We start from the raw sequence: 21,453 nt of genomic DNA, 5'->3' as shown, positions 1-21,453 counted from the left end.
CGACAAGAAACGGGAAAGGATGCCCCCATGGCCACTCTGCAGAACGCGCGCGTGCTGATGCTCGCCACCGACGGCTTCGAGGAATCGGAGCTGTTCGAGCCGCGCCAGGCACTGCTCGATGCCGGCGCGCAGGTAACGCTCGCCTCGATCAGTACCGATGCCATCACCGGCGAAACCGCCGGCGAGAAGGGCAAGAGCATCACGCCCGACACGACGCTCGATCAGGTCGAGCCCGACCAGTTCGACGCGCTGGTGCTGCCGGGCGGCGTCGGCAACCCGGACAAGATGCGGATGCAACAAAAGGCGATCGCAATCGTCCGCGGCTTCATGGATTCGGACAAGCTGGTGGCGGCGATCTGCCACGCGCCCTGGTTGCTCGCCGAGGCGGATGTGGTGGCCGGCCGCCGCCTGACCAGCTGGCCGTCGATCCGTACCGATCTCGCCAACGCCGGCGCGGACGTGGTCGATCAGGAGGTCGTGACCGACCGCAACCTGATCACCAGCCGCAAGCCCGACGACATCCCCGCCTTCAACCGCGCGGTACTCGCGGCGCTGGAAGAGGTGCAGGCGACCGCCTGAGCGGCAGGCGGTTGATCCATGCCTGTGCGGGGCGCTCCACGACGCGGTGGAGCGCCTCGGACGCGCCCAGAACCAGCGCCAGATAGATGAGGGCGAGCGGCCATCCGATCGCCTCGCCGTGCACGAAAGCCAGCTTGAAGGCGAACCACAGCAGGAAATGGCTGAGATAGGTCGCGTAGCTGATCGTGCCCAGACGGTGCAGCAGGGCGCCCTCCAGCGGGTTGCGGGCCCTGCCGGCCGCGTTGGCAAGCGCCAGCAGCAGCGCCGCCAGCATCGCAGGCACCATGGCGGTTTCGGACAGGCCGAGAACCCAGCCGGCGGCCAGCAGCGTGGCGACGGCGAGCGCCGGGACCAGGGCGCGCGCCCGCCAGCGCTGCCACAGCGCGTACACTAAGGTCCCGGTCGCGAACTCCAGCAGGCAGCGCGGCACACCCAGTTGCGCGATATTCTGCCCAAGGCCCGCCGCTCCGCGCAGCGCGAAGGCGCCGTGCAGCAGCGCCAGGAGTAGCGCGATGGCCGCAAGGAGGAACGGCGTCCGCTGCCTTCGCCAGTCGATGGCCATCGCCCAGAACGGCAACAGCAGATAGGCGGCCAGCTCGCACGAGATCGACCAGGCGGGATCGTTCCAGCAGAGCGGGTTGGCGAAGCCCCAGGCCTGCACGAGCAGCAGGTGCGCGGGCAGCTCGGCCAGCGGAAAGTCCTGTGTCGTCCGCCCGCTTGTGCGGAGCAGGGCGACCAGCAGCAGCGCGAAGCCGAGCATCGCGGCGTGCAGCGGCCAGATCCGCGCGATCCGGCGGCGGAGGAAGTCCGGGATGGCGGCCAGGCCGCCGGCGCGCAATCGTTCGCCATGGCGCAGCGCCAGCACGAAGCCCGAGAGCAGGAAGAAGAAATCGACTGCCAGATACCCCTTGGCGAGCACCGCCTCGATTACTGCCGGCACGTCCTCCAGCGCGCCACGCAGATGGTAGAGCACGACCCACCAGGCCGCGATCCCGCGCGCGGCGGTAAGGGGGCGCAGCTCGTGGCGGCCGCTCATGCGACGGCTGCACCCGCCTTGCGCAGCGGCCGCCAGTGCGCCGCCGCGCGCTTGCGGGCGCAATAGGTGTCGAGCCCGATCTGCGCGCCGATCAGCATGTAGACGAAGGGCTGGAAGGCGATCGCCACGAACGCGGCGCCGAGCAGATAGACGATATGGCCGTTCTGCAGCGCCGCCGCGAGCGGTGCGATCCACGCGTCCTCGGGGCCCGCACGGGCATAGCGGCGGCGCAGTAGCTCCATCCGCACCAGGCCCGAGAGGTTGATCAGGAGCCATAGCGCGAGGCCCGGATAGCCCTGTTCGCCCAGCATCTCGAAATAGGCGCTGTGATAGGCGCGCGCCTTGTCGATCTCGAGCGAGCGGTCGACCACCGCGACGCCGCCCTGGTCCTCCACCGCTACCTTCTCGTAGCGGATCTGGTTCTGGCGATAGGCCTCGAAGCCGCCGCCCAGCGGGTGGCCGCGGGCATAATCCATCGTCCATTGCCACACCGCGAGGCGGGTGGAGGCGGAGGCATCGCCCTTGTAGGTCTTGATCGTCCCCATCCGCTCGGTGAAGGCGGAGGGGAGGAAGGGCAGGGCCACCAGCGCCATCGCCGCGACGGTGCCCAGATAGAGCAGCTTCTTCTGGCTGTCGCGCAGCATGAGGAGCGCAACCAGCCCGATGCAGAGCAGCCCGGTGCGCGTCGAGGTGCCGATCGGGATCAGCAGGCAGGCGAAGCACAGCGCGTAGGCGAAGGCCTTCAGCCGCCAATCGGTCGCGAACAGCGTGCCGTGGCGGGTGAACCAAAGGATCAGCGGCAGGATCGCGATGGCGACGGTGGAGATGGTGCTGCCTTCGTACAGCCCCGAATTGTTCGCCACCATCAGGTTCAGCTCGCCATAGCCCCCGCCGGAAATGATCGTCTTGATCGCGCCGACGATGATGATCGAGCTGGCCGACAGGATCATGAACAGCAGCAGCGCCTCGATGCGGAGGCGCGTGCGCAGGGTGAGCGGCAGGAAGGCGGCGAAGGCGAGGGCCTTCCACACCCAGTCCCACTTGTCCTTGGCCTCCAGCGGAAAGTCGGCGTGCTGGGTGGTGAACCAGCAATAGCCGATCAGCGCCACGATCATCAGCTGGCGCGGCGCCACGCGGACGTCGCGCTTGTCGTCGAACAGCAGGAACCCGCCCAGCGCCAGCGCCGCCGCCATCGCCGAGATCGGCAGGGAATTGAGCAGCAGATAGGTCAGCCGCTGGGGTGCGACGATGTCGATATAAGCATAGACCAGCACGAACAGGAACGGCTTGCGAAGGCCGGTGCCGAAGAAGGCCGCGAGGAAAAGGACGAAGACCCAGTCACGCACCGCGCTTGCCCCAGCCGGTGCGCTTCTTCTCGCGGGCGGGGGGGGCGGTTTCCTCACGGTCGAGGTCCGGGCGGCGGAGCAGCAGGATGGCCGCCAGCAGCATCAGCCCATGGGTGAGAGCGAGCGAGAGATTGTCGATCATCGGCCGGGCGTTTCCTTCCGCGCCCGCTCTAGCCCGGGTGCAGTTGACGTGCCGTAAACGAGCAACCGCAGAAATCCGCCGTTTTCAGGCGATTGGCGCGGAAAACCTTAACCTGCACCGTCAGTGGCTTAGCGTTCCCGAGGAAAACCGTTCCCCGGCGTTGGCGGAGATAACGTCCTTCCGAATGGAAGGGTGGGCGGTCGACCCTAAGCAGGTAGCGCGCGGCATCTTTGGAAGTCTCAACAACCCAAACCTTCCGTGAGGTGGATCATGAATGAGTTACCCCACCGGCGGCTCGCGTCGATCGATACGGTCGAGGCGCAGTTCAGCCGCTTCTACGCCACTCGACTACGTAGGGTGGTCGGTGCTCGACTGAAGGCTTGCGATGTTTTGCAAGCCTACCAGCAGACCGTCATGCAGGATCGCCGAGGACAAAGCATCGGCTATAGGCGTCTCAAGACGCTAATGCTCTCGCGCGGTCACGAGCAGTTCTATAGCAACGGCTCCTTCTATCGTGATGTAGCGCTCTTCGGCGAAGACGATTCGCAAGGCTCTTGCGCTCCTCCTATCGACTTTCTGCAGAGCGTCGGGACATTGGATTTGCTGGCTCGCCTGGACGCGATTGCGGCTGACCTAGCCGAATTGCGGTTGCGTATAGCCGGGAGCGCATCGTGAGCGGCGGGCGGCCGGTGTGGCCTGTTCAAACGCCACCCTTCCGGTTCGGAATGATGGCGGAATGGTCGCGGAAAGCAAAAGCGGCAGATTTCCGCGCCATCGGAAGGGTCGGAACCATCCGCGCTGTATCTGCCTCGCATGAGCGTGCGCGCACACATGCGCATGCGCGATGCGAAAAACACGTAAACTCTTCCGACCCTTCCGGTTCTTTCCGGTGATTGAAATTATGTATCTATATCAATTGGTTGTGCTGACCATTGGCTTGGCTTCTCCATTCCGTGTGCCTTCCACCGCCGGAACGGTCGGTGCTGGCGTGGCCAATATCGCGATCAGCGAAGAGCAGGGATCAGACGATGCAAACTGAGATGACCCCGGAAGAGCGCGAGATGCTCATGGCGCGCGCCGCCAATCTGAGTGTGGCGCACGCCGTCCTGCAGGTCGTGCATGGTGCGGGTATGCGTGGCGAGGATGCCGCAGAGGTGCTGATGACCGCAGCGCTGGCGGTCATCGGCAGGGTGCACGCCGGGCCTGACCGGCTTCGGGCGCTCAACGCGATGCTGGCGCCGACCATCCGCGAGTGGGGCGGGCTGGTGGAGAGCGTGCGGTGACGGGGGCGGGGTGCCTTGGGTCCTTCCCCGGCCCCCTTGCTATACGGGGGCCGAAGGCGTGGCTCGTGCGAGTATCGCTTAATTCTCCGACACTTGTTGTTGTTCTTTCGGTTTGGGTCCGCCGCGCTGGGCGCGCGATCAAAGGAATGCACCGTGGCTGATGCACTGTTCGAATATGACGAGAAGGCCGCTGCGCGCATCCTAGGCGTAGCGCCGCGCACCCTCCGCTCCTGGCGCGTCGCCGGCAACGTGTCGCATCACCGGACCCCCGGCGGGCGTGTCCGCTACACCATGGAAGATCTGCTCGAATTGCAGCGTCGTTCCCGGGTGCATGTCACTTCCGGCCGCGTGACGACACAAACGGCCGCACAAGGGTAATCGCAATTTGCAGCGGCCCTGCGCAGGTTCCCTGTCATGGAAATCTTGCTCTACGGCACTATCGGCGACCCAAAGGCACGGCTGGACGCGAACGCGGTCTGCGCCCGCATTCGGGCAGCATCGGGGGATCTGACCCTTCGCGTCAACTCGCCCGGCGGCTTGGTCTTCGACGGGCTCGCCATCTACCAGGCGCTGAATTCGTACCCGGGCAAGGTTATCGCGTACGTGGACGGTCTGGCGGCTTCGATCGCCAGCATCATCGTCATGGCGGCGGATCAGATCATCATGGCGGAATCCGCCATGATGATGATCCACGATCCGGAAGCCGACGTGGCCGGAAATGCATCAGCGTTCCGGTCGAGTGCCGACACCCTCGATAAGGTCCGTGACCAGCTGGTCCGCATCTATGCGAGCCGGACGCAGCTGGAGCCGGGAGCCCTAGTTGCGATGATGGCTCGCGAGACCTGGATGGGTGCTGAGCAGGCGCTGGAATATGGCTTCGTCACCGCCATTGGTCCCCGCCTGAAAATCGCGGCCGTCGCCGATCTGACCTCCTTCGGTTTCCGCAACATCCCCTCTCACCTGAAAGGCAATTCGATGGACGAGAATCCTTCGCCGCCCGCCGCACCCGCGCCCAGCGCGCCGCAAATCATGAACCGCGTCCCGATCGCGCCCGTCGCGACGATCCGGCAAATCGTAGCGCAGGCCAAGCTTCCCGCTGAATTCGCGCTCGACCTGGCGGAACGGGGCCTCTCGATCGAGGACGTAAGGAATGCCGTGATCGACCAGCTCGCGGAACGCGCGCCCGTCATCACCAACTATCTTCCGCAGGACCAGCGCTTCGGAAACCCAGGGTTCCACGCACAGGCGATGGCGGACGCCTTGTACTGCCGGATGTCCGGCCGTCGCCCGGAGGGCGCCGCTGCGGAGGTCATCGCCCTCAGCATGACGGACATGGCGCGGGAGATCCTTGAACACTCCGGCGTTCGTGGCGTCCGCCGGATGCGTGCCGAAGAGGTGCTGAAACCGGCCACAATGATGCCGCGCAACGTCGGGGAGCACACCATCAGCGACTTTCCCAGCCTCCTACAGACTGCCGGCCAGCGTTTCCTCCTCGACATGTTCGAGGCTGCAGCGACACCGCTGAAAACCATCGCGCGTCAGCGGTCCGCCAACGACTTTCGAGCAATGAACGCTCTGCAATTGAGCGGCTTCGGTATTCTGGAGCAGGTGCCGGAAAGCGGAACGATCAAGCGTGGCACATTCGGTGCCAGCGGTGAAGCCTACGCGATCGGGACCTTCGCGAAGATCTTCAGCATGTCCCGTCAGGCCATGATCAACGATGATCTGGGTGCTTTCACCGATCCTGTCCGCACGATGGCGAGGGCTGCAGCCGAAACGGAAGCCAAGCAGTTGGTCACGTTGCTGAACGCCAATAACGGCCTCGGCTTTGCCATGTCTGACCTCAAGCCGCTGTTCGATCCGGCACACAACAACATCGCGGCAACGGGTGCCGCGCCGAGCGTCGCGACGCTGGATGCGGGCCGACAGGCGATGCGGAAGCAGATGGATGCCGATGGTGTCACCCCGCTCAACGCCGTTCCCCGCTACATCCTGGCGGGCGCCGGGCAGGAAACCACGATCGAACAGCTCCTAACCACGCTCGCGGCGAACCAGGTGGCAAGCGTCAACCCGTTCAGCGGCAAACTGACGCCGTTGATCGATTCGCGCCTGCCGGCGCAGGCGTGGAGCCTCTGGGCAGAACCCTCGGCCCTTCCGGTACTCGAATACGCCTATCTGTCTGGCGAAGAGGGGCCGCAGATGGACACCCAAATGGGATGGGACGTGCTGGGCATGGAAACGCGTGTCGTCCTCGATTTCGGCTGTGGCCTGGTCGATTATCGCGGCGCCTATCTGAACAAGGGGGCTTGAGCATGAAGAACTACATCTCCGCGCCCGATGGCGCGAGCTTCGTTGCTCCCTACGCGGTCGCTTCTGGTGGTGGCGCGCTGATCGGTCCCGGCCTGTTCGGCGTCGCCAAGATCACCATTGCGTCCGGCCAGAGCGGCCCGTTCGAGCTGCGCGGCATTTTCCAGATGCCGAAGGCCGCCGGGGCAATCGCGGTCGGCGCGAAGATCTACTGGGACAATACCGCCAAGGTTCTGACGACGACCGCGACCAGCAATACCCACGTCGGTGCCGCCGCAGCTGCTGCCGCTGCGGGTGATGCGACGGTACTGGCGTATCTTCCCGGTATCGCGATCTGACGAGAAGCGAAGGGCGGATATTCGCGGGATAAGGGACCGCCCTGGGGCCGTTTCCTGGCCTAGTGACATCCCGACCGCGACGGCAACCGGCAGGCCGCAAGCCGGGGAGATTGCCAGTCGTCTCCCAGCAGCCGAGGAATTCGACGATGCGAACAACAGACATCATTGCCCGCCTCCAGCTTCAGGCGGACCAATTTTCCTCGGAGTCCGGGAAGCGGTTCGCCGAACTGGCGGCGCGGGCGAAAACGGCGTCAGGAAGCGTTCGCCGGGAGTTCGTCAGCTCCTTTGCGGAGGTCCAGCGCGTAGCGCAAACCGCGCTCCAGATGCCGCGCGCGCAGGGTGGTGGCCTCGACCTGTCACGTGAAATTGCGCAGCTGAAAGCGCAGGAGGCTGCGGCCGAGAACGCCGCGCAGGGGATGCGTGAGCTTCAGACCGCCGCGAGCGCAGCGGCGGCGCGCGGTGGCGCCGTGGCCGAAAGCCAGCGCCAGATCGCCGACAGCGCCATGGTCGCCGAGCGTGCCGCCGAGGAAGAAGTGTCGGCAATCCGGCGTAAGATCACCGCCTATGAGGAACTGCAGGCGGAGCTTGCTCAGACCGTAAGCGGCACGCGCGTGCTGACGCAGGAAGAACAGCGGCTTGCCGGCGCCTCCAATGCGGGCCGCTATGCCATGGCCAATATCGGCCAGCAGGCCGTCGACTTCGCCGTGCAGGTTCAATCGGGCCAATCGGCGGTTACCGCTTTCGTTCAGCAGTTCCCGCAGGCGACTGCCGCGATGGCGGGATTGGAAGGTGGCGCCGGTAAGCTGGGCGCCTTCCTCACCGGCCCTTGGGGGACGGCGCTGACGATTGCTACCGTGGTTGCGGTGCCGTTCGTCGCGAAGCTGTTGGACGGCGCTGATGCTGCAAAGGAACAGGCTAAACACCTAGCCGATGCTGCCGAGGCGGCAGACACCTTCGGAAATGCGCAGACCCTTCTCGGCAAGATCATGGATCTGACGACGGGCAAGTTGAAGACGCAGAACGCCTATCTGATCCAGGCCATCAATCTGCAGGCCCGTGCCAACATCGTCACGGCGACGAAAAAGCAGGCCGATGCGACTGCCGCGCTGAAGGCGTTCGGCGATCCAACGCTGGTCGAGAATGCCGGCGTTTCGGCTGCGTCGATCGGATCGGTCACGGCAGGCGCGCCCAACATGGATGGCGCACAGCAGCAGGCGACGGCACTTGCCGGAAAGCTCGCGCCGCTGAAGGCTGTAATCACGGATTACATCAATCTAGTGAACGATCCGCGCGCCAAGCCTGAGCAGTTGATGGCGGGTTTCGAAGCGGCGCTTGGCCGAATCGAGAAGCTGGGCAAGGCCGGTAAGCTCGCGGGTAGGGACCTTCTCGATGCGCAGGCTGCAGTGTTGGCGGTCGGAACGGCGATCAGCGACAAGCAGGCGAATCAGGAAATTGTCGAGGCGATCCAGACGGGAAAGCTTTCCTCGGGTCTGAAAATCGTCAAGCCACCCAAGCCCAAGAAGCCGAAGAAGGAGCCAGATTTCTCGCGCGCCGACGACTCGGCCGAGCAGATGATCGCGTCGATCAATGCCGAGTGGGACGAGCAGCCGCGGCTGATCGACCGCGCCCGGGTGGAAACGCTGCGACTCGACAATCTGATCGCCCAGCTCGAAAAGCGGAAGGTCATGACGCCGGAGGTCGCCCGGCTGATCGGGCTGGCGAAGGAAGCGAAGGAGAATATCCAGGAGGGGCTCGACCGTCCCTTCCGGGAATTCGTCAAGGCGCAGCGCGAAAGCCTGGAAGTCGGCAACCTGGTGCTGGCCGGCCGCGACGCGGATGCCGAGGCGCTGCAGAACATCCTGCGCCTTCAGGATCAGGGCAAGCAGCTCACCGACGAACAGGTCCAGTCGGTCTATCGGCTCGCCCAGCAGCACCAGGCCATCAACCGCCTGCTGGAAGACCAACGCCGCATTGTCGGCATCTACGAGAATGCCTGGAGCGGCGTGCTGGAGCAGGTCGACGGCGTGTTCGCCAAGATCCAGGGCAATTCCGGCGGCATCGTCGGCGTGGCGCAGAAGCTCCAGCGCGATCTGCTCAGCAACGCCCTGTTCGGCGGCATCGATCGCGATATCGAGGAATATGTCCGCAGGGTAACGGGCAAGCGGACGCCGGCGGAGATCCTGCAGGATCAGGCGAAGGACGCCGGGAGCGCGCTGGCCTTTAGCGTGACCGGCGCATCGACGGCGGTCACCAGCTTCGCGGACACGGTGCTGGACGCCACCCTGCGCATTCGCGGCGCCAACCCAACGGTGTTCCGGAACGCGACGGCCCTCGCGGCATCGTCCTTCACCACCGCCATGGGCGGCGGCGGCTTCGTTCCCGATGAAAGCAACATCGTCGTCACCGGGCAGAGGGCGGCCGGTGTGGGCGAAACGCTGGGCATCGTCCGCTCCAGTGCCGTTCTGGAGCGCGTTGTCGACAAGTTCTCGGCGAACCTGAGCCACCTCGGCATTGATCTACCGAAGCAGCTGACCAGCGGGCTGAAGCAGCAGCTGCCAACGATCCTGGAAGGCGCGGCCTTCGGCGGTATCGGTGGCTCGGTCTTCACGGCGCTGGGCGGCGGCAAGGGCGACAAGACGGCCGAGGGCATCGGCGGCATCCTTGGCGAATATGGCGGCAAGGAGCTGGGCAAGACGATCACCAAGGAAATCGGCGGGTCGCTGGGCAAGACTCTGGGCGGGTTCGCCGGCCCGCTGGGCGGTATCGTCGGCGGCGTCCTCGGCGATGTCGTCAGCGGCCTATTCAAAAAGACCGAGCGCGGTTCGGCCCAGATCACCAGCGTCGACCAGGCCGCTGTGGTGAACGGCAATTATTCGGCGGTGCAGTCGGACCTGGGCGGCCTGGCCACCAACGTGCAGACGGGTATCCGACAGATCGCCGATGCGCTCGGCGCCGATGTCGGCAGCTTCGCCGTGTCGATCAACAAGTACAAGGACAGCTACCGGGTCGATCCTTCGGGCGGCACCAGCGTCGGCGGCAAGTACGGCACGAACGACGGAGTGTTGAAGTTCGACAACGATCCCGAGGGCGCGGTGCGCGCGGCGATCGCCAACGCCCTGCAGGACGGCGCGATCAAGGGCATCAGCGATGCGTCGCAGCGAATCCTGGCAGCGGGCAAGGATCTGGAAACCGCCATCGGCAAGGCGGTGCTGATCGAGGCCATTCCCAAGGACCTGAAGGCCATGCTCGATCCGGTCGGCGCGCAGGTGGATGAGCTGAACCGGAAGTGGAAGAAGACGGTCGATGCACTGAAGGAGGGCGGCGCGTCGGCGGAGCAGATGGCGCAGGCGCAGCAGCTGTATAACCTGCAGCTCGAGCAGGCGAAGAACAGCACCTCGAGCGCCAGCGCGACGTTGAAGGATTTTCTCTCCGGGCTGAAGCTCGGCAGCAATTCGCCCTATTCGCTTCGCGACCAGGAAGCGGCGGCGATGGCCAAGCTGCAGCCGTTCCTCGATCAGATCGCCGCCGGACAGTCGATCGACCAGTCTGCCTATCAGGCGGCGGCGAACACCGCGATCGACATCGAACGCCAGATCTACGGCTCGACCAAGGAATTCTTCGACTTCCTCGACCTGGTGCAGGGCACGACGAACAAGGCGATCAGCGCGATCGACAACGCCGTGCCGGTCACCGCCGCCGTGGAAAGCCCCTTCGCCTCGGCAACGGCGACCAGTACTGCCGCCACCGCGAAGAACACCGAGACGGCCAACGATCTGCTCGACCAGCTCTCGCAGCAGATGGCGAAGACCAACGAGCTTCTAGCCCGTATGGGCGCGGGAGGCGGGCTGTCGGGCTACATGGCCGAAGGGCGGAACTTCGTGGCCTGAAACGCGGCCGGCGCGTGTCGCGCGATTGCAGAGCACCCTTGTAACACGGGTGCTTTCCCAAGACGGGTACGGACAGTCTGGACGCAACGAACCGCCTAGGCCGGCCGCAACAGGCGATCTAACGGGTTCTGCCGATCGCGCTCGGATGCGGCCGGGCAATCGCTCGCCATGATCTCGATATTGCCGGCCACGTCGATGCGAATCCGAACGTGCGTATAGCCGGCCGCCTTCGCGCCCTTTAGTGCGCGCGCTACATCGCTTTGCGTGAAGCGGGCGGGGCGGCTCACGCCTCGTGGTACTATTTCAGGTGGGCGGCGAGGATGGTCCGGATGGCCTCCGGCCGGGTAGGCTTAGGATTTTGCTGGTCGATCCAGGCGTCGAGAGCGTTCAACTGATCCGGTTGAAGGCGAACGCCGATCAGCGTGCCGATCCCCGTCCGAGGCCGTCCGCCAAGGTTTTTGTTATCAGTTGTTGACCGTGCCATGTGGTTTTTGATAACAGGCGATTGAGCCGAACGGAAGCGCCAACTTCCGCCCGGCTCTAACCACAACGTCTTTCGTGGAGACGATCATGGCTGATGCCGCCCCTATCACGGGCGCGCCCTCGCGCGCATCTGGATTTTCCGAAGAGCTTTCCGCTACCCGCCGGACCGTTATCGGCGCGATGATCGCCGGCGCCGCATTGGCCGTGCCCGCGAGGGCGCACGCCCACTCCGCCCAGCCGCTCACCGAATGGGATCGCGTGCGCCTTCGTATGGAAGCGGCGAGGGCGCGTTCCGAAACGTTCAAGGCGGAGGTGTTCGATCCGATCGAGGAGCAGCTGAACCGGCAGGCGCCTCGCCCTCCCATGTACTTCGAGGTTCAGGCGACGAGCGGGGAGGTGGCGCGCTACCACCTCTATCCGTGGGCTCTCGATGCCTATCAGCATCATGTGGCCTCACCGATCAGGGAAGGCGCAGCGGCCTTGGCCGAGCGCTGGCGGGCGTGGCAATCCGCGAAAGAGGGTACCGGCTTTCATGTCGTCCAAAAGCAGTTTGGCGAGCTGGAGGACGCTTGGGCAGAGCTGGAAGATCAGCTGATGTCGATGCCGGCCCCCCATCATGCCGCGCTGCTATGGAAGATTGGGCATCTGCTCGGACCGTCCGCACGGCAAGAGAGCGGCTGCACCACGTCGTGGTGCTCGGAGTTCGCCGACGCGGTTATGGCGGATGCCGAACGGTTGCTCGCCAACTAATGGCATTGCGCATCCTTGGAGGATGCGTTAATGCACATCCTCCAAGGATGCGTTGGCAGGAGCATTTATGAAGTTCAATCTTAAGCAGGTGCTGCAGATCAATGAGATCGCCAAGCCCCGTTTCGATTCCGCCCGTCGTCGTGACCTGTACCGGTTCATGTACGAGGCCGTACCTGGTGACGGGGGGCGGGCAGACTATGAGAACGGCCGCAGTCGGTTCGGGCTTGAGCACGTTGTCGCAATGGCCTGCGTTGAGTACGCGACCACGAATCTGGGGCTGACCGCCGAGATGGCGAACTCGCTCGTAGACAACAACTTCGGGCCGCTCGCGCATGCGGTCATTGAGGGCGCGCTTGAACCTAATGAAGATCGGTTCGTATTCGGCGCGATCTTCTACGGCGTCGCAAGGGGTCATTTTGCTGAGAGATTCAGCGATTTCCAAAAGCGCTTCGCTGGGGAGGTGGTTCGAGGTTCTCAGCCTGGCGAGCACCCCGACTTGATGCCCAAAGGCTTCGTCGCGATCGACGCGACGACCGTGTTTCGGGACGTGCAAGCAAAGCTCCAGGGTGGAGCGTTCGCGGCATAATGGCACGCTCCACCGCTCCCGACTGGCCTGCGATGATGCTCCGCGCGACTGCCGCGCGGTACTGTGACATGTCGGCCGCCGAGTTCGAAGGCGAGGTGGTGGCGGGCCGCCTGCCGCTCCCCGTTCGGCTCGGCAACGGGGAGCGGTGGAATCGGCGCGCGCTGGACGAAGCGCTGGAAAGGCTCTCCGGCTCGGCGCTTCCTGATTGGAGGAGCGAGAGCAAACTGTATGCGCAAAGGTAGCAGCCTCCTCTACGTCAAGATTGTCACCGCCAAGGGCAAGCGCTACGCCTACTTCGATACTGGCGCGCTCAACCCTTCCGGTCGGAAGATTTACAAGCGACTGCCGCCGCTGGGCGACCCCGCGTTCGGTGCCACCTATGCGGCGTTGCTGGCCGGCCGCACCAGGCGGGAAAATGTCGCGGCCGAGCTGACGGTCCCGAAGCTGGTGGACTTGTTCCAGCGAAGCCCGGAGTTCCGCCAGCTCGCCCACTCCACACAGAACACCTACGGCATCTATCTCCGCCGCATCGCCGACGAGCTGAACACGGCGCCGGCGCAGCAGGTCGAGCGTCGAGACTTGCTGATGCTGCGGGACAAGATGGGCGACCGCCCCGGCGCCGCGAACGGCATGATCCGGACGGCGCGCGCGCTGTACGGCTGGGGCAGGGGGCGGGAGCATGTCACGAACGATCCGTGCAGTGGCGTGGAGCTGTTCGCCTCGACCGATCACGCGCCGTGGCCGGAGGATCTGCTATCCGCCGCGCTTGCGAGCGCGGACGCTGCCATCCGCCTTCCGGTGGCGCTGCTCTACTACACTGCCCAGCGGATCGGGGATGTCTGCGCCCTTCGGTGGAGCGACATCCGCGATGGCCTGGTCATCGTTCGCCAGCAGAAGACCGGCAAGGAGCTGGAGATCCGCGTGCACCGCGATCTGGCCGCCGAGCTGGAGCGGACGGCGCGGCGATCCATCACCATCCTTGCCGATCCGCGCGGCCGGCCGCTGAGCGTCAACGCGTTGCGGGCTCGCCTGCAGCGTTTCGCGGAGGCGCAGGGGCATAAGGTTGTTCCCCACGGGCTGCGGAAGAACGCCGTCAACGCGCTCCTGGAAGCGGGCTGCAGCGTCGCGGAAACCTCGGCCGTCACCGGCCAATCTCTCCAGATGGTCGAGCACTACGCGAAGCGTCGCTCCACCCGCCGGCTGGCGGATGCCGCCATCCTGAAACTGGAGGGGGGGAAAAGGTGAACGGGAAAACTATTGGAAAACTCGGCCCGTGTGCCGCAGGAAATCGTGGGTTTCAGTTGACGTGCCGTTAAGCGCGCCGTGGCATGCAGCTTCTCATGCGAGTCCTGCACCTTCTGGATCATGGCCTGCCGCTCCACAGCGGCTATGCGTTCCGCACCCGCGCGATCCTGAAGGCGGAGCTGGCGCGCGGCTGGGAGGTGGCGGCGGTCACCGGCCCGCGGCACGGTCCCGCGCCGGCGGGCGAGGAGGAGATTGACGGCCTCCGCTTCTTTCGAACGCTGCCGACCAGGCCGGCGCTGCCGGGCCTGAGCGAATGGCGCGAGATCGATGCCTTTGCACGGCGCATGCACCAGGTGGTGAAGCGATTCCAGCCGGACGTGCTCCACGCCCATTCCCCGGTGCTCTGCGCGCTGGCCGGGCTACGGGTACGGCGCTGGACGGGGGTGCCGCTCCTCTACGAAATCCGCGCCTTCTGGGAAGATGCCGCGGTCGGCAACGGCACCGGGCGGGAGGGCAGTCTGCGCTACCGCGTCACCAAGGCGCTGGAGACGCATGCGGTGCGCAAGGCCGATGCGGTGGCGGTGATCTGCGAAGGCTTGCGCGGCGACCTGATCGCCCGCGGTATCGATCCCGCCAAGATCGCCGTCTCTCCCAACGGCGTCGACATGGCGATGTTCGGTGCGCCCCTACCCCATGACGCGGCGCTCGCCGCCGACCTGGGCCTGGCGGGTGCCGAGACGATCGGCTTCATCGGCAGCTTCTACGACTATGAAGGGCTGGACGTGCTGATCGCGGCGATGCCCGCGCTGGTCGCGGCGCGGCCGGCGATGCAGCTGCTGCTGGTCGGCGGCGGTCCTGCCGAGCCGGCATTGCGCGCCCAGGCGGCGGCATCGCCGGCCGCAGACCGCATCCACTTTCTCGGGCGCGTGCCGCACGATGCGGTCGAGCGCTACTACAGCCTGATCGACGTGCTGGTATACCCGCGCAAGAAAATGCGGCTCACCGATCTGGTCACGCCGCTCAAGCCGCTGGAGGCGATGGCGCAGCAGCGGCTCGTCGCGGCATCGGATGTCGGCGGGCACCGCGAGCTCATTGCCGACGGAAACACCGGCACCTTGTTTCCGGCCGATGACCCGGTCGCGCTCGCAAAGGCTCTTGAAAATTTTTTTCTGGCCCGCAATCAATGGGATGTGCGCAGAAAAGCGGCCCGCGCGTATATCGAGGCCGAGCGCAACTGGTCTGTAAATGTTGCAGTATATGCCAGTTTGTATGAAAACCTTGCCATAAAGATGGCATGATAGCCACGTGGTCGCACACGTATCGGGTGAATGCATGAAGCTGCCGCTCGTACCCCTGGCCGCCGTATGTCTCGGCGGCATCTTCGCCTGTTCGGCTGCGGCCGCACCGGCTTCGCTGCTTCACAGCCTGTCGACCGACGGCTGGATCCCGTCACAACTGGCGCTGGGCGGACGTCCGCTGATTGCGCTTGCAACCGGTGCCGTCGGCGGTGGCGCGGGCGCCTTCGCAGCGATGCTGATGCTGGCCAGGCGCGAAGCCATGCCGATACCGCATCCGGCCGGTGAGGATGCGCGACTGCCGATGATCCGCCGCGCCAATGCGCTCCCCGATGCCCGGTCACAGCCGCCGCTCGGTGTCGCCTTCGATGTCGACGCTCCGCCGGCGACCGCACCCGCTAGCGAGGTTACGGAGCGTGCATTGCCCGTGGATCTCGATCAGCCGCTCGCCGCCTTCGATCCCCAGGCAATCCCGTCCGTCCCGCTGCCCCCGCCGGTACCGCGGCGGGAGCGTGCCGGCAGCGCGCGGGACACGGCCGAGCGGCTTGTTCGCCCGGAGACGGACGCGACGGTCCACGCGCTGCTGGAACGGCTGGAGCGCGGCGTCGTCCGCCGCAACCAGGCGGTTCAGGCGCGCACGCGCACCCGGCCCGATCGCGGCCTGGACGACGCCCTCGCGACCTTGCGCAACCTCGTTCGCCAGGCCTGAGCGCCGCTCAGCATTCCTCGACGGTCAGCACCGCGACGGCGACCCGCACCAGCGCGCCCTCGCGCGTGGCGCTGCCAAGCTCGATATCCGCGACGAGGTGCCCGGCTATCGGCAACTCCAGTTCTGCCAGAGCCCCCAGCCATGCATCAAGCGCGTCCGATGCGTCCGCGACAAGGTTCAATGCGTGTCGCGCGCCGACGAAGGTGGCGCTCGCCCAGGGCTGAAAGGTCGCCGCGACGATCGTGAGCGGAACGTCATGCGCCGCCGCCGATGCGATCAGTGCCCGTTCGAGCCTGGGGCCGATCCCGCGCCGCCGGGCCGTCCGGGCGTCCAGTCCGGCGGGGCGGCCAGGAAGGCGCGCAGCCGTGCCGCCAGCGCCGGCCCCGGCACGCGCCCGCTCCGAAGATCGCTGACCAGCCGCGGGTCGCCCGCCGCCAGCCTGCCGAAGCGTGTCGCGGCCATCCGCGTCTGCGCCAGAAACGTCTCGATTTCCCCATGCAAGGACATCCATGCCCTCCTCCTGTCGACTCAGATGATCACGATATGTTCTCATCTTCGTCTTGCGTAGGAAAAATCCTAAGTGTAGGAAAGAGGATATGGAAGCCGATGTGCACAGGGCGAATTTTGCGAAGCTGGTGGCGGAGCGGGGGCTTCGGCTGGCGCCGCTGTCGCGCATCCTCGGGCGCAATCCGGCCTATCTCCAGCAATATCTGATGCGGGGCTCGCCGCGCATGCTGCCCGAGCAGGAGCGCGCCCGACTGGCGGCCTATCTGGGTGTCGACGAATCGCTGCTCGGTGGGCGACCGGCGGCCGGACTGGTGGCGGTGCCGCGGATCGATCTCGGGGCTTCGGCGGGGCCGGGCGGCTGGGCCGAGGACGAGACGCAGCGTGCGCCCTTCGCCTTCCCTCCGGCGCTGCTGCGCCAGCTCGGCGTGCGACCGGAGGCAGCCTCCATGGTTCGGGTGGCGGGCGATTCGATGGAGCCGACGTTGAGCGACGGCGACGAAATCCTGGTGGACCGCGACCGTTGCCGGATCGATGCCCGTGGCATCTTCGTGCTTCGCGTGGAGGGAGCGTTGCTGGTCAAGCGGGTGCGCACCGCGCTGGGCGGCGTGGAGCTGGTCAGCGATAATCCGTCGCATCCGGTGCGGTTCGCGCGAGCAGGCAGCTTCCAGCTGGTCGGGCGGGTAGCGTGGCTGGGGCGGGTGCTGTGACGAAGGCGGCGGCGGTCGCCGACTTCATCCGTGCGCATCTGCCGGTAACCGCGGTGCCCGGCATCCCTGCGCTGAAGCTGCACAAGGCAGGGTCTGCGAGCGGCATCGGCCGGCTAGGCGAGGCGGCGCCCTACTGGGCCTATTGGTGGGCGGGCGGGCTCGCACTGGCCCGGTACCTGCTCGATCATCCCGAGCAAGTAGGGGGCCGGCGCGTGCTCGATCTTGGCGCGGGGTCCGGGTTGGTCGGCATCGCCGCCGCGCGAGCCGGGGCCGCGCAGGTGACCGCGTCCGAAATCGACCCCAACGCGTGCGTCGCGATTGCCCTCAATGCCGCGCTGAACCGCGTTGCGATCGCGGACATCACCGGCGACATGACACAAGGCGCAGCACCCGCCGTCGACCTGCTGCTGGTGGGCGACCTGTTCTACGACCCCTATGTCGCCACACGGGTGACGGCCTTCCTGGACCGCTGTGTTGCCGCCGGCGTGACGGTGCTGGTCGGCGATCCGTGGCGCGCGCCTTTGCCGGTGGAACGACTCGTGCTGCGTGCGGCGTACGAGGTTGCCGAGGCCGGCGCGCCGAAGCGCGCCGGGGTGTTCGCCTACCGCCCCGGCTGAGGCGTGCTTACCAGACGTGCACCCGCGCTTGCGGCGCGAGATACAGCGCGTCGCCGGGCTTCACGTCGAACGCCTTGTACCAGGCGTCCATGTTCCGCACGATCCCGTTGACGCGATACTGTTCGGGGCTGTGAGGATCCGACAGCAGCTGCGCGCGCAGTGCGCCCTCACGCGCCTTGCCCTGCCAGCTGGCGGCATAGGCGAGGAAGAAGCGCTGGTCGCCGGTCAGCCCGTCCAGCACCTTGGGCTCGCCGTGGCGGGCGACATAGCGGCGATAGGCGGCATAGGCGACTTCCAGTCCGCCCAGGTCTGCGAGATTTTCGCCGAGCGTCAGCTGGCCCTTGATGTGGGTGCCGGGGATCGGCTCATAGGCATCGAACTGCTTCACCAGTTCCTGCGCATGGGCGGTGTAGCGGGCGGCCGATTGCGGCGTCCACCAGTCGCGGAGCTTGCCGCTGGCGTCGAACTGGCGGCCTTCGTCGTCGAAGCCATGGCCCATTTCGTGGCCGATGGTGGCGCCGGTCTCGCCATAGTTCACCGCCGGATCGGCCGCGGGATCGAAGAAGGGCGGGGAGAGCTGGGCGGCCGGGAAGGTCACCTGGTTCATCACCGGATCGTAATAGGCGTTCACCGTCTGCGGCGTCATCGCCCAGAGAGAACGATCGACCGGCTTGCCGAGCCGCGACAGCTCCAGCTGCCACTCGAACGCGTCCGAGGCGAGGTCGTTGGCCAGCGGATCGGTGGCGCTGACCGGCATTGCGGCGTAATCGATATATTTGTCCGGATGGCCGATCCGGGGCTCGAACGCCGCGAGTTTCTTCAGCGCCTCCTTGCGGGTGGGCTCGTCCATCCAGGCCGCGCCGTTGATCTTGTCCGCATAGGCGGCACGCAGATCCTCGACCAGTTCCTTGGACAGCGCCTCGGCATCCTTGCCCCAGTGGCGCTCCGCATAGACCTTCCCGATCGCCTCGCCGAGCGCACCGTTGACCATCCGCACGCCGCGCTTCCAGCGTTCGGACTGCTGCTGCACGTCCTGCAGGGTGCGGCTGTAAAAGTCGAAGCGGGCCGCGTCGAACGCCTTGGGCAGCAGGCTTGCATGGTCGCTGACGAAGCGGAAGCGCAGCCAGTCCTTCCAGGTGGCGAGCGGCACGTCGCCCAGCCGCTTGGCGGCGGCGGTGACGGCGGTCGTCTCGCGCACCACGACGGTCGGCATCTTGCCCAGGCCCTGATGGGCGAGCACGGCGTTCCAGTCGAATTCGGGCGCAAGTTTGGCGAGCTGCGCGCGGTTCATCGGGTTGTAGGTCTTCTGGGGATCGCGGCGCGCCTCGGGCGTCCACTGGTCCTTGGCGAGGCTGGTTTCCAGCGCGAGGATCGCGTCGGCCTTGGCCTCTGCGTCGGCGATGCCGGCCAGCTGCTGGATCTTCACGATATAGGCGCGGTATGCCTTGCGGATCGTCTCGTACTTCGCGCCCGGCAGCAGGTAATAGTCGCGGCTGGGCAGGCCCAGCCCCGCCTGGCCGGCCATCACGGTGTAGCGGGTCGGGTCCTTCTCGTCGGCCGAGATGCCGATGCCGATCGGGCTGGCATAGCCATGGTCGGCCATCAGCAGTTCGAGCGCGCGGCGGTCCTGCACGGCGTCGATGCGGGCGAGATAGGGCTTGAGCGGTGCGGTGCCGCGCGCCTCGATGCCGGCCTCGTCCATATAGGCGCGGTAGAAGGTCGATACCTGGCGCAGCACGGGATCGTCCGGTGCGCTGCCGGCGCCTTCGATCAGTTCCCGGACCTCGAGTTCGGTCTGGTCGGGCAGGTCGTAATTGTAGCCGATGCGCGCTTTGTCGGGCGGGAAGGGTGCGTCGCGCAGCCAGCTGCCGAGAGCATAGGCGTAGAAGTCGTTCCCCGGCTTCACGCTGCGGTCCATCGTGGTCAGGTCCACGCCCCAGGGCGCGAACTTGGGCTGCGCGCCGGTCTGGGCGAGGGCGGGGGAGGCGAGCAGGGAAGTGCCGAGCAGCAGGGCTGCGAGACGCACGATACGCATGGAGGCAGAAGTCCTTACTGGGTGATGTAGCGGGCTAGCACGGTGTGCATCGCGGCTCAATCGGCTGTCTGGCGACCCTCTTGGTGGGATCGCCCAAATGAAAAGGGCGCCCGGATCGCTCCGGACGCCCTTTCTTCAGCCGATCCGCGAGGGATCAGCTCGAATAGTACATGTCGTATTCGACCGGGCTCGGGGTCATTTCCCACCGGGCCACGTCGGCGCGCTTGATCTCGATATAGGCCTCGATCTGGTCCTTCGAGAACACGTCGCCCTTCAGCAGGAAGTCGAAATCGGCTTCCAGGCTGTCCAGCGCCTCGCGGAGCGAACCGCACACGGTCGGCACTTCGGCCAGCTCGGCCGGGGGCAGGTCGTACAGGTTCTTGTCCATCGGGTCGCCCGGGTGGATCTTGTTCTGGATGCCGTCCAGGCCCGCCATCAGCAGCGCCGAATAGCAGAGATACGGGTTGGCCAGCGCGTCCGGGAAGCGGAACTCGACGCGCTTCGCCTTGCTGCCCGTGCCGTACGGGATGCGGCACGAGGCCGAGCGGTTGCGGCTCGAATAGGCGAGCAGCACCGGTGCCTCATAGCCCGGGACCAGGCGCTTGTAGCTGTTGGTCGACGGGTTGGTGAAGGCATTGAGCGCCTTGGCGTGCTTGATCACGCCGCCGATGAAATAGAGGCAGGTCTCGGAAAGGCCCGCATAGCCGTTGCCGGCGAAGAGCGGCTGGCCCTTTTCCCAGATCGACATGTGGGTGTGCATGCCCGAGCCGTTATCTTCCTTGATCGGCTTCGGCATGAAGGTCGCGGTCTTGCCATAGGCTTGCGCTACCTGGTGCACGACATACTTGTAGATCTGCATGCGGTCGGCGGTGGTCACCAGCGTGCCGAAGGTCAGGCCCAGCTCGTGCTGCGCGGCGGCGACCTCGTGGTGGTGCTTGTCGCAGGGCAGGCCCATCTCCAGCATGGTCGAGACCATCTCGCCGCGGATGTCGACGGCGCTGTCGACCGGCGCGACCGGGAAATAGCCGCCCTTGGCGCGCGGACGGTGGCCGAGGTTGCCGGCTTCATATTCGCGGCCCGAATTGCCCGGCAGCTCGATGTCGTCGATCTTGTAGTAGCTGGTCGAGTAGCTGTTCTCGAACCGCACGTCGTCGAACATGAAGAACTCGGCTTCGGGGCCGACATAGATGGTGTCGCCGATGCCGGTGGTCTTCAGATACGCCTCGGCGCGCTTCGCGGTCGAGCGCGGATCGCGGGCATAGAGCTCGCCGGTCGAGGGCTCGACGATGTCGCACACCAGGATCAGCATCGGCGTGGCCGAGAACGGATCGACCCACACCGCGTCCAGATCCGGCTTCAGGATCATGTCGGACTCGTTGATCGCCTTCCAGCCCTCGATCGACGAACCGTCGAACATCAGGCCGTCGGTCAGCTCGTCCTCACCGAGGATCGAGGCGACCATGGTCAGGTGCTGCCACTTGCCCTTGGGGTCGGTGAAGCGCAGGTCGATCCACTCGATCTCCTGGTCCTTCACCATCTTCAGGATGTCACTGGCCGAATTCGCCATCGTAGGTGCCCTTTCGCTCTCTTTCGTCTGCCCG

Annotated in this window: 24 protein-coding genes; 16 read left to right on the top strand and 8 right to left on the bottom strand. The window is 65.9% G+C overall.

The features are described 5' to 3' along the window. The first annotated feature begins 27 nt into the window (after positions 1 to 27). On the top strand, positions 28 to 579 hold the full coding sequence (locus KK7_RS0108850; protein WP_010544285.1) for a type 1 glutamine amidotransferase domain-containing protein: 552 nt from the start codon (positions 28 to 30) through the stop codon (positions 577 to 579). Here the strand turns inward: KK7_RS0108850 and KK7_RS0108845 are convergent. Genes KK7_RS0108845 through KK7_RS23155 form a run of 3 tightly spaced genes read right to left on the bottom strand, consistent with a single transcriptional unit; the run spans position 530 to position 3,103 of the window. After that, a complete protein-coding gene (locus KK7_RS0108845; RefSeq protein ID WP_010544284.1) occupies positions 530 to 1,615 on the bottom strand; it encodes an acyltransferase family protein in 1,086 nt (361 codons plus the stop codon). The genes KK7_RS0108850 and KK7_RS0108845 overlap by 50 nt on opposite strands. Continuing rightward, on the bottom strand, positions 1,612 to 2,961 hold the full coding sequence (locus tag KK7_RS0108840; protein ID WP_010544283.1) for a putative O-glycosylation ligase, exosortase A system-associated: 1,350 nt from the start codon (positions 2,959 to 2,961) through the stop codon (positions 1,612 to 1,614). Before KK7_RS0108840 ends, KK7_RS0108845 begins: the two co-directional genes overlap by 4 nt. Continuing rightward, positions 2,954 to 3,103 (bottom strand): hypothetical protein, encoded by a 150-nt coding sequence (locus KK7_RS23155; protein ID WP_193378007.1) that lies wholly within the window; start codon positions 3,101 to 3,103, stop codon positions 2,954 to 2,956. Before KK7_RS23155 ends, KK7_RS0108840 begins: the two co-directional genes overlap by 8 nt. Before the next feature lie 270 nt (positions 3,104 to 3,373). Between KK7_RS23155 and KK7_RS0108830 the strand changes: the two genes are divergently transcribed. The 7 genes from KK7_RS0108830 (at position 3,374) to KK7_RS0108805 (ending at position 10,918) form a co-directional block, all read left to right on the top strand. Beyond that, a complete protein-coding gene (locus tag KK7_RS0108830; protein ID WP_029623120.1) occupies positions 3,374 to 3,778 on the top strand; it encodes a hypothetical protein in 405 nt (134 codons plus the stop codon). Positions 3,779 to 3,947: 169 nt separating this feature from the next. Then, entirely contained in the window at positions 3,948 to 4,142 is a 195-nt protein-coding gene (locus KK7_RS22530) for a hypothetical protein (RefSeq protein WP_138983938.1), read from the top strand. Next, positions 4,132 to 4,386, top strand: coding sequence for a hypothetical protein (locus KK7_RS0108825; protein ID WP_138983937.1), 255 nt, complete (start codon positions 4,132 to 4,134; stop codon positions 4,384 to 4,386). Before KK7_RS22530 ends, KK7_RS0108825 begins: the two co-directional genes overlap by 11 nt. A 153-nt stretch (positions 4,387 to 4,539) precedes the next feature. Further along, on the top strand, positions 4,540 to 4,764 hold the full coding sequence (locus tag KK7_RS22275) for a MerR family transcriptional regulator (RefSeq protein WP_202798675.1): 225 nt from the start codon (positions 4,540 to 4,542) through the stop codon (positions 4,762 to 4,764). 36 nt (positions 4,765 to 4,800) lie between these two features. Next, complete coding sequence (locus KK7_RS20430) at positions 4,801 to 6,696, top strand: head maturation protease, ClpP-related (protein ID WP_010544280.1); 1,896 nt, start codon at positions 4,801 to 4,803, stop codon at positions 6,694 to 6,696. 2 nt (positions 6,697 to 6,698) lie between these two features. Continuing rightward, positions 6,699 to 7,031, top strand: coding sequence for a DUF2190 family protein (locus tag KK7_RS0108810; RefSeq protein ID WP_010544279.1), 333 nt, complete (start codon positions 6,699 to 6,701; stop codon positions 7,029 to 7,031). A 146-nt stretch (positions 7,032 to 7,177) separates the two neighbouring features. Next, entirely contained in the window at positions 7,178 to 10,918 is a 3,741-nt protein-coding gene (locus KK7_RS0108805; protein ID WP_029623118.1) for a hypothetical protein, read from the top strand. Between the two features lie 95 nt (positions 10,919 to 11,013). Here KK7_RS0108805 and KK7_RS0108800 read toward each other — a convergent pair whose 3' ends face one another. Continuing rightward, complete coding sequence (locus KK7_RS0108800) at positions 11,014 to 11,205, bottom strand: hypothetical protein (protein WP_010544277.1); 192 nt, start codon at positions 11,203 to 11,205, stop codon at positions 11,014 to 11,016. A 283-nt stretch (positions 11,206 to 11,488) separates the two neighbouring features. Here KK7_RS0108800 and KK7_RS0108795 point away from each other — a divergent pair, with 283 nt between their 5' ends. From KK7_RS0108795 to KK7_RS21520, 6 genes are all read left to right on the top strand, one after another. Beyond that, entirely contained in the window at positions 11,489 to 12,151 is a 663-nt protein-coding gene (locus tag KK7_RS0108795; RefSeq protein ID WP_010544276.1) for a hypothetical protein, read from the top strand. Positions 12,152 to 12,218: 67 nt separating this feature from the next. Next, a complete protein-coding gene (locus KK7_RS0108790) occupies positions 12,219 to 12,737 on the top strand; it encodes a hypothetical protein (RefSeq protein ID WP_010544275.1) in 519 nt (172 codons plus the stop codon). Continuing rightward, a complete protein-coding gene (locus KK7_RS20425) occupies positions 12,737 to 12,979 on the top strand; it encodes a hypothetical protein (protein WP_010544274.1) in 243 nt (80 codons plus the stop codon). The genes KK7_RS0108790 and KK7_RS20425 overlap by 1 nt, the downstream gene beginning before the upstream one ends. Further along, positions 12,966 to 13,982, top strand: a complete 1,017-nt coding sequence (locus KK7_RS0108780; RefSeq protein WP_010544273.1) for a site-specific integrase — start codon at positions 12,966 to 12,968, stop codon at positions 13,980 to 13,982. The genes KK7_RS20425 and KK7_RS0108780 overlap by 14 nt, the downstream gene beginning before the upstream one ends. Before the next feature lie 95 nt (positions 13,983 to 14,077). Further along, the gene (locus KK7_RS0108775) at positions 14,078 to 15,280 is read left to right on the top strand and encodes a TIGR04063 family PEP-CTERM/XrtA system glycosyltransferase (protein WP_029623115.1); all 1,203 of its coding nucleotides are present in this window, start codon (positions 14,078 to 14,080) and stop codon (positions 15,278 to 15,280) included. Positions 15,281 to 15,314: 34 nt separating this feature from the next. Further along, positions 15,315 to 15,986: a hypothetical protein gene (locus KK7_RS21520; protein WP_010544271.1), complete on the top strand. Its 672-nt coding sequence runs from the start codon at positions 15,315 to 15,317 to the stop codon at positions 15,984 to 15,986. A 7-nt stretch (positions 15,987 to 15,993) separates the two neighbouring features. On the opposite strand, the gene KK7_RS22865 is transcribed toward KK7_RS21520, so the two are convergent. Together KK7_RS22865 and KK7_RS20410 are read right to left on the bottom strand one after the other, a co-directional pair. Then, positions 15,994 to 16,167, bottom strand: a complete 174-nt coding sequence (locus KK7_RS22865; protein WP_157999996.1) for a hypothetical protein — start codon at positions 16,165 to 16,167, stop codon at positions 15,994 to 15,996. A gap of 95 nt (positions 16,168 to 16,262) precedes the next feature. Next, on the bottom strand, positions 16,263 to 16,493 hold the full coding sequence (locus KK7_RS20410; RefSeq protein WP_010544270.1) for a hypothetical protein: 231 nt from the start codon (positions 16,491 to 16,493) through the stop codon (positions 16,263 to 16,265). 89 nt (positions 16,494 to 16,582) lie between these two features. On the opposite strand from KK7_RS20410, the gene KK7_RS0108755 reads away from it, so the two are divergent. Then, positions 16,583 to 17,200, top strand: coding sequence for a S24 family peptidase (locus tag KK7_RS0108755; protein WP_010544269.1), 618 nt, complete (start codon positions 16,583 to 16,585; stop codon positions 17,198 to 17,200). After that, positions 17,197 to 17,817, top strand: coding sequence for a class I SAM-dependent methyltransferase (locus KK7_RS0108750; protein ID WP_010544268.1), 621 nt, complete (start codon positions 17,197 to 17,199; stop codon positions 17,815 to 17,817). The genes KK7_RS0108755 and KK7_RS0108750 overlap by 4 nt, the downstream gene beginning before the upstream one ends. A gap of 7 nt (positions 17,818 to 17,824) precedes the next feature. Here the strand turns inward: KK7_RS0108750 and KK7_RS0108745 are convergent, their stop codons facing one another. Next, positions 17,825 to 19,852, bottom strand: a complete 2,028-nt coding sequence (locus KK7_RS0108745) for a M13 family metallopeptidase (RefSeq protein WP_010544267.1) — start codon at positions 19,850 to 19,852, stop codon at positions 17,825 to 17,827. Between the two features lie 154 nt (positions 19,853 to 20,006). Continuing rightward, positions 20,007 to 21,419 carry a type I glutamate--ammonia ligase gene (gene glnA, locus KK7_RS0108740; RefSeq protein WP_010544266.1) on the bottom strand — a complete coding sequence of 471 codons (1,413 nt, stop codon included), beginning with the start codon at positions 21,417 to 21,419 and terminating at the stop codon, positions 20,007 to 20,009. Positions 21,420 to 21,453: the final 34 nt, after the last annotated feature.

The organism is Sphingomonas elodea ATCC 31461, assembly GCF_000226955.1.
GTDB classification, from domain to species: Bacteria; Pseudomonadota; Alphaproteobacteria; order Sphingomonadales; family Sphingomonadaceae; genus Sphingomonas; species Sphingomonas elodea.
Note: the sequence above shows the minus strand (reverse complement) of the source record. Positions and strands in the feature narration are given on the sequence as shown.